General features: G+C 71.6%; 7 protein-coding genes. All 7 read left to right on the top strand.

The window, feature by feature from the left end:
• Positions 1-775: uroporphyrinogen-III C-methyltransferase (cobA, locus tag SACSA_RS20850; protein ID WP_019812637.1), on the top strand; the 775-nt coding region annotated here is incomplete at its 5' end.
• Positions 776-879: 104 nt separating this feature from the next.
• The gene (locus tag SACSA_RS0100545; RefSeq protein ID WP_019812635.1) at positions 880-1758 is read left to right on the top strand and encodes a crotonase/enoyl-CoA hydratase family protein; all 879 of its coding nucleotides are present in this window, start codon (positions 880-882) and stop codon (positions 1756-1758) included.
• Positions 1759-1772: 14 nt separating this feature from the next.
• Complete coding sequence (locus tag SACSA_RS0100540; RefSeq protein WP_019812633.1) at positions 1773-3503, top strand: AMP-binding protein; 1731 nt, start codon at positions 1773-1775, stop codon at positions 3501-3503.
• A gap of 543 nt (positions 3504-4046) precedes the next feature.
• Positions 4047-4619, top strand: a complete 573-nt coding sequence (locus SACSA_RS0100535) for a CDP-alcohol phosphatidyltransferase family protein (protein WP_019812631.1) — start codon at positions 4047-4049, stop codon at positions 4617-4619.
• A 133-nt stretch (positions 4620-4752) separates the two neighbouring features.
• Positions 4753-5136, top strand: coding sequence for a glycine cleavage system protein GcvH (gene gcvH, locus SACSA_RS0100525; protein WP_028661390.1), 384 nt, complete (start codon positions 4753-4755; stop codon positions 5134-5136).
• A gap of 93 nt (positions 5137-5229) precedes the next feature.
• Positions 5230-5694, top strand: a complete 465-nt coding sequence (gene garA / locus SACSA_RS0100520; protein WP_019812628.1) for a glycogen accumulation regulator GarA — start codon at positions 5230-5232, stop codon at positions 5692-5694.
• Positions 5691-6017, top strand: a 327-nt coding sequence (ftsR, locus tag SACSA_RS20845; RefSeq protein ID WP_198008890.1) for a transcriptional regulator FtsR, incomplete at its 3' end; no start/stop codon positions are given. The genes garA and ftsR, both read left to right, overlap by 4 nt.

Here is a 6017-nt window from a genome sequence, read left to right as displayed (position 1 = left end):
GGGCGGCGGTGCCGACCGCGAGGCCGCGCCCGGCGATCCGGCGCGCGGGGGAGTGGCCATGGTCGGTGGTGGGCCCGGCGATCCCGAACTGATCACGGTGCGCGGGCGGAGGTTGCTGGCCCGGGCCGACGTCGTGGTGGTGGACCGGCTCGCTCCGCGCGACCTGCTCGACGAGTTGCCGCCGCACGTCGAGATCGTGGACGCGGCCAAGATCCCGTACGGGCGCGCCGCCGCCCAGGACGTGATCAATCGCACGCTCATCGAGCACGCGACGGCGGGCCGGTTCGTGGTCCGGCTCAAGGGCGGTGACCCGTACGTCTTCGGACGCGGGTTTGAGGAACTGCTCGCCTGCGCCGAGGCGAAGGTGCCCGTCACGGTCGTCCCCGGCATCACCAGCGCCTTCTCCGCGCCCGCCGTGGCCGACGTGCCGGTGACCCATCGCGGCGTGGCCCACGAGGTCGTCGTCGTGTCCGGGCACGTACCGCCCGGCGACGAACGCAGTCTGGTCGACTGGGAGGCGCTCGGCCGGATGAGCGGGACGGTCGTGCTGATGATGGGCGTCGAGCGGATCGGGCTCTTCGCGGACGCGCTGGTCGCGGCGGGCAGGCCGGGCGACACCCCCGTCGCGGTGATCCAGGACGGCACCACGCCCGCCCAGTTCGTGGTGCGCTCCACGCTCGCGACGATCGCCTCCGACGCCGCCGAGGCCGGTATCCGTCCCCCGGCGGTGACCGTCATCGGTCCGGTGGCCGGACTCGCGCCCGAGCAGGCCTGAGGTGCCGTGGCCCGGGCACTCCCGACGGCCCGGGTGGGTGTGACACCGCGCGGGCCGCGCGGGCCGGGCGGGACGGTCGGCGCGGGGTGGGCCAGGATGGCGGCATGACTGGCACCGAAGACACAGAAGGCACGCACGAGACCACCCCCGCCGACCCGGCCGGACGCGAGCTCGTCTCGATGACCGTCGAGCGCACCGGGCACGTCGCCGAGGTGACCCTGGTGGGACCCGGCAAGGGCAACGCGATGGGCCCCGATTTCTGGCGCGAGCTGCCCCTGGTCTTCGGCGACCTCGACGCCGACCCCGACGTGCGCGCCATCGTGCTCACCGGCAGCGGGAACACCTTCTCCTACGGCCTCGATCTGCCCGCGATGCTTCCGTCCTGGTCGGACTACCTCGGCGGCGACGCGCTGGCGGGGCCCCGGCGTGAGTTCCTCGACGAGATCCGCCGCATGCAGGACTCCGTCACCTCCGTGGCCCGGACCCGCAAGCCCGTGATCGCGGCCGTGGCGGGCTGGTGCGTCGGCGGAGGGGTCGACCTCATCGCCGCCGCCGACATGCGCCTGGCCAGCGCCGACGCGCGGTTCAGCGTGCGGGAGGTGAAGGTCGCCATCGTCGCCGACATGGGCAGCTTGCAACGCCTCGCCCCGATCATCGGCGACGGCCACCTGCGCGAGCTCGCGCTCACCGGCCGGGACATCGACGCCGCCCGCGCCGAGCGGATCGGACTGGTCAACGACGTCCACCCGGACCGCGACGCGGTGCTGGAGGCGGCCAGGGCCACCGCCCGCGAGATCGCCGCCAATCCTCCCCTGGTGGTGCAGGGAGTCAAGGACGTACTCTCCGTCAACACCGAACACCAGGTCCACACCGGACTCCGGCACGTCGCGACGTGGAACGCCGCGTTCCTGCCGAGCAAGGACCTCAACGAGGCGGTGCAGGCGTTCCTGCAGCGCCGCGACCCCGAGTTCACCGGCGAATGAGGAGGGAGACCCGCGTGGGAGACAGCACGGCCTACGAGCGGTTCCGCGAGGCCCGCGACCAGCTGCTGACACACCGCGAGGACTACGACACGGCCTACCGCGAGTTCCGCTGGCCCGAGTTCACCGAGTTCAACTGGGCACTGGACTGGTTCGACCGGGTGGCGGGCGAGGCGGCCAACGCCGAACGCGCCGCGCTGTGGATCGTCGAGGAGGACGGCACGGAGAACCGGTGGACCTATCCGGAGCTGTCCCGCCGTTCGAATCAGGTGGCGAACTGGCTGGCCGAGCGCGGCGTGCGCCGGGGCGACCGGATCATTCTCATGCTCGGCAACCAGGTCGAGCTGTGGGAGACGATCCTGGCGGCGATCAAATTGGGCGCGGTCGTGATCCCCGCCTCGACACTGCTCGGCGCCGCCGATCTGCGTGACCGGGTTGACCGCGGCGCGGCACGGCACGTCGTGGTGCGCGACACCGACACCGCCACCTTCGCCGACGTCCCGGGCGACTACACCCGCATCGCCGTCGGCGAGCCGGTGGCGGGCTGGGAGTCGTTCGCCGACGCCTACGCCGCCGGGACCGAATTCACGCCGGACGGGCCGACGCGGGCCGACGACCCGCTGCTGCTGTACTTCACCTCCGGCACCACCGCCCAGCCCAAGCTCGTGCAGCACACGCACGTGTCCTACCCCGTCGGGCACCTGTCGACGATGTACTGGATCGGGCTTGAGCCGGGCGACGTGCACCTCAACATCTCCTCGCCGGGCTGGGCCAAGCACGCGTGGAGCAACGTGTTCGCCCCGCTCAACGCCGAGGCGACGGTGTTTCTCTACAACTACACCCGCTTCGACGCGGGCGCCCTGCTCGGCCAGATGGCCCGGTGCGGGGTCACGAGCTTCTGCGCGCCGCCGACGGTGTGGCGCATGCTCATCCAGGCCGACCTGTCCTCCCTGGACACCCCGCCCGCCAAGGTGGTCGGGGCGGGGGAGCCGCTCAACCCGGAGGTGATCGAGCAGGTCCGGCAGGCGTGGGGCGTGACCATCCGCGACGGGTTCGGCCAGACCGAAACCAGTGTGCAGATCGCCAACACGCCGGGGCAGCCGGTGCGGCCGGGTTCGATGGGGCGAGCGGTGCCGGGCTTCGCGGTCACCCTCGTCGACCCCGTCTCCGGCGAGCCCACGCGGGAGGGCGAGATCTGCCTCGACCTCTCCGACCGTCCCGCCGGGTTGATGGTCGGCTACGCCGACGACGAGGAGCGCACGGCCACGGCCTTCGCCGGTGGCTACTACCACACCGGCGACGTCGCCTCGATCGACGAGGACGGCTACATCACCTACGTCGGGCGTACCGACGACGTGTTCAAGGCCTCCGACTACCGGATCTCGCCGTTCGAGCTGGAGAGCGTGCTGCTGGAACACGAGGCGGTGGCCGAGGCCGCCGTGGTGCCTTCGCCGGACGCGCTCCGGCTCGCCGTGCCGAAGGCGTACGTGGTGCTGGCGAGCGGGTACGAGCCCACGGCCGCCACGGCGGAGAGCATTCTCGCGTTCTGCCGCGCACACCTGGCCCCGTACAAGCGCATCCGCAGGCTTCAGTTCGCCGACCTGCCGAAGACGATCTCGGGCAAGATCCGCCGCGTCGAGCTGCGGCGGGCCGAGGACGACACGGCCGGAACACGTCCGGAGGGCGAGGCCGGCTCGCGCCCGGAGGGCGAGTTCGCCGAGGACGACTTTCCCTCCCTGAAGTCCTGACCCGCGTGGGTGGCCCCGGCCTCCGGCGACGGTCGTCCGTCCGGGGGTAAACGGGGAGAAGTTCACGGGTCGGGTTAACACCGTGTGGTGAGGTACCGATGAGGCCGGTGAGTGCGGTCGGCCGTGTGCGGGGCCGCCTCACCGGCAACCCTCCCCACAGAGATCGTCGACACGCCGGCGACACGCGCGGCGGCGGCATGGCGATCGACACACAGTGACCCACCGCGGAGTGAGCGCAGGCGACCATGACGACCGATCAGGACAGCGCACCGGAACCTCGGACTCCCGAGCCCACCCCACCGCCACCGACGACTCCGTGCACCGTCGTGTGGAGCCGGGGACGGCCGTACGTGCTGGAAAGCGGTTCGGGACGCCCTCGCTGGATGGGCACGGACCGGCACGGGCGCCCGCAGGCGCTGAGCGGGGAGGAGCTGCGGAAGCGGGGCTGGAGCTATCGGCGCTCCACCTGATCAGGGCGATGCACAGTGCGGCTACGGTGAGCGGGTGACAAAAGTCCGGCCTGTCCGCGTGGCTGGTGACCGCATGTCACCGGCCCGGGAGCTGCTGACCGTACCCAACCTTCTGTCGTTGTTGCGACTGGCCGGGGTACCGGTGTTCCTGTGGCTCCTGCTGGGGCCGCGGGAGGACGAGTGGGCGCTGGCGTTGCTGGTGTTCGGCGGGTTCACCGACTGGCTCGACGGCAAGCTCGCCCGCCTGCTGAATCAGACGAGCAGGGTCGGGCAGATCCTCGACCCCGCGGCCGACCGCCTTTACATCATGACCGCGCTGCTGGCGTTCCTGCTGCGCGACATCGTGCCCACCTCGATCGTGCTCACCCTGTTCGCCCGCGAGGTGGCCGTCGGTGTGGCGTTGCTGGTGCTGCGCCGCGCGGGGTTCGCGCCGCCCGAGGTCACCTACGTCGGCAAGGCGGCCACGTTCACGCTGATGTACGCCCTGCCGCTGCTGCTGATCACCAAGGGCGACTCGGCCTTCGCGGAGGCCGCCCGCCCGTTCGCGTTCGCGTTCACCGTCTGGGGTGCCGTGCTCTACCTGTGGTCGGCGGCGTTGTACGTCTGGCAGGTCGCCTCCGCCGTGGTGGGTCGCCGCGGCGGCTGAGATCCGCGTGGAGCGGGTCGCGGATTCGCGCGTTCGCGGCGCGGGCGGGCCCGGCCCAGTCTGTGCGAGGATGCGCGCGACGGGCGAGAACGAGGAGCCCGTCGCCGTGGGAACCAAGAGAGGAAACGGGCGGTTGTCGACTCCGGAAGAGCTGCGCTACACCGAGAACCACGAGTGGCTTGCCCCGCGCGAAGGCGGTACGGCGCGGGTGGGCATCACCGCCTACGCCCAGGACCAGCTCGGCGACGTCGTGTTCGTCGAGCTGCCGGACGTGGGCCGCCGATGTGCGGCGGGCGAGGCGTTCGGGGAGATCGAGTCGACCAAGAGCGTCTCGGAGCTGTATTGCCCCGTCGCGGGCGAGATCGTCGCGGTCAACCAGGTGGTCGCCGACACGCCGGAACTCGTCAACAGCGACCCGTACGGGCAGGGGTGGCTCGTCGAGATCGCTCCGGACGATCCGGAGGCGGCGGAGAGCCTGCTCGACGCCCCGGCCTACCAGCGTGTGATCAACGATTGATCCGGGAGCCCCGGGACCACGAGGCGTCCTGGCACGGTACGTTGACTACACCAGGTTTCGACGACGACACTTCAGTGCGTAAGGAGAGCTCAGGTGAGCACGAACGACGAGCCCGGCGTTCCCCCGGAGCAGTCTCCGGAGCGGACCTCCGTGTTCCGGGCCGACTTCCTGTCGGAGGTGGAGGGCCAGGAGGCGCCTGCGGTGGAGGCGCAGGACGCCGGTGTCGACGCGCTGCCGGCGGGCTCCGCACTGCTGGTGGTCAAGCGCGGGCCGAACGCCGGGTCGCGCTTCCTGCTCGATCGTGACACCACGAGCGCGGGCAGGCACCCGGACAGCGACATCTTCCTCGACGACGTCACGGTGTCCCGGCGGCACGCCGAATTCCGCCGCGAGGGCGGCGAGTTCGTCGTGATCGACGTGGGAAGCCTGAACGGCACCTATGTCAACCGCGAGCCGGTGGACCAGGCGGTGCTCTCGGGCGGCGACGAGGTGCAGATCGGCAAGTTCCGGCTCGTCTTCCTGACCGGTCCCGGACACGGGGGCCAGGAGGCGCGGTGACGGCGGCCGGGCGGTCACGGCGCGACGGGTTGAGCATCGGGGCCGTGCTGGGGCAGCTACGCCCCGACTTCCCCGACGTGACGATCTCCAAGATCCGGTTCCTCGAATCGGAAGGGCTCGTCCGGCCCGCGCGCACACCGTCCGGATACCGTCAGTTCACCCCGGCCGACGTGGAGCGGCTGCGGTTCGTGCTGTCCGCCCAGCGGGACCACTACCTCCCGCTGAAGGTGATCAAGGAGCAGCTGGACGCGGCGGACCGGAGCGGGCGCCCGGTCGCGGCGGCACCCCGGTCACCTCGGCGGCTCGTCGCCGTCGCGGGGCCC

This window comes from Saccharomonospora saliphila YIM 90502 (assembly GCF_000383795.1).
Taxonomy (GTDB): domain Bacteria; phylum Actinomycetota; class Actinomycetes; order Mycobacteriales; family Pseudonocardiaceae; genus Saccharomonospora; species Saccharomonospora saliphila.
Note: the sequence above shows the minus strand (reverse complement) of the source record. Positions and strands in the feature narration are given on the sequence as shown.

What these genes read in the sequence shown, in the direction of transcription:
- SACSA_RS0100545 (WP_019812635.1), top strand. Translation starts at nt 880, where the DNA reads ATGACTGGCACCGAAGACACAGAAGGCACGCACGAGACCACCCCCGCC.
- SACSA_RS0100535 (WP_019812631.1), top strand. Translation starts at nt 4,047, where the DNA reads ATGTCACCGGCCCGGGAGCTGCTGACCGTACCCAACCTTCTGTCGTTG.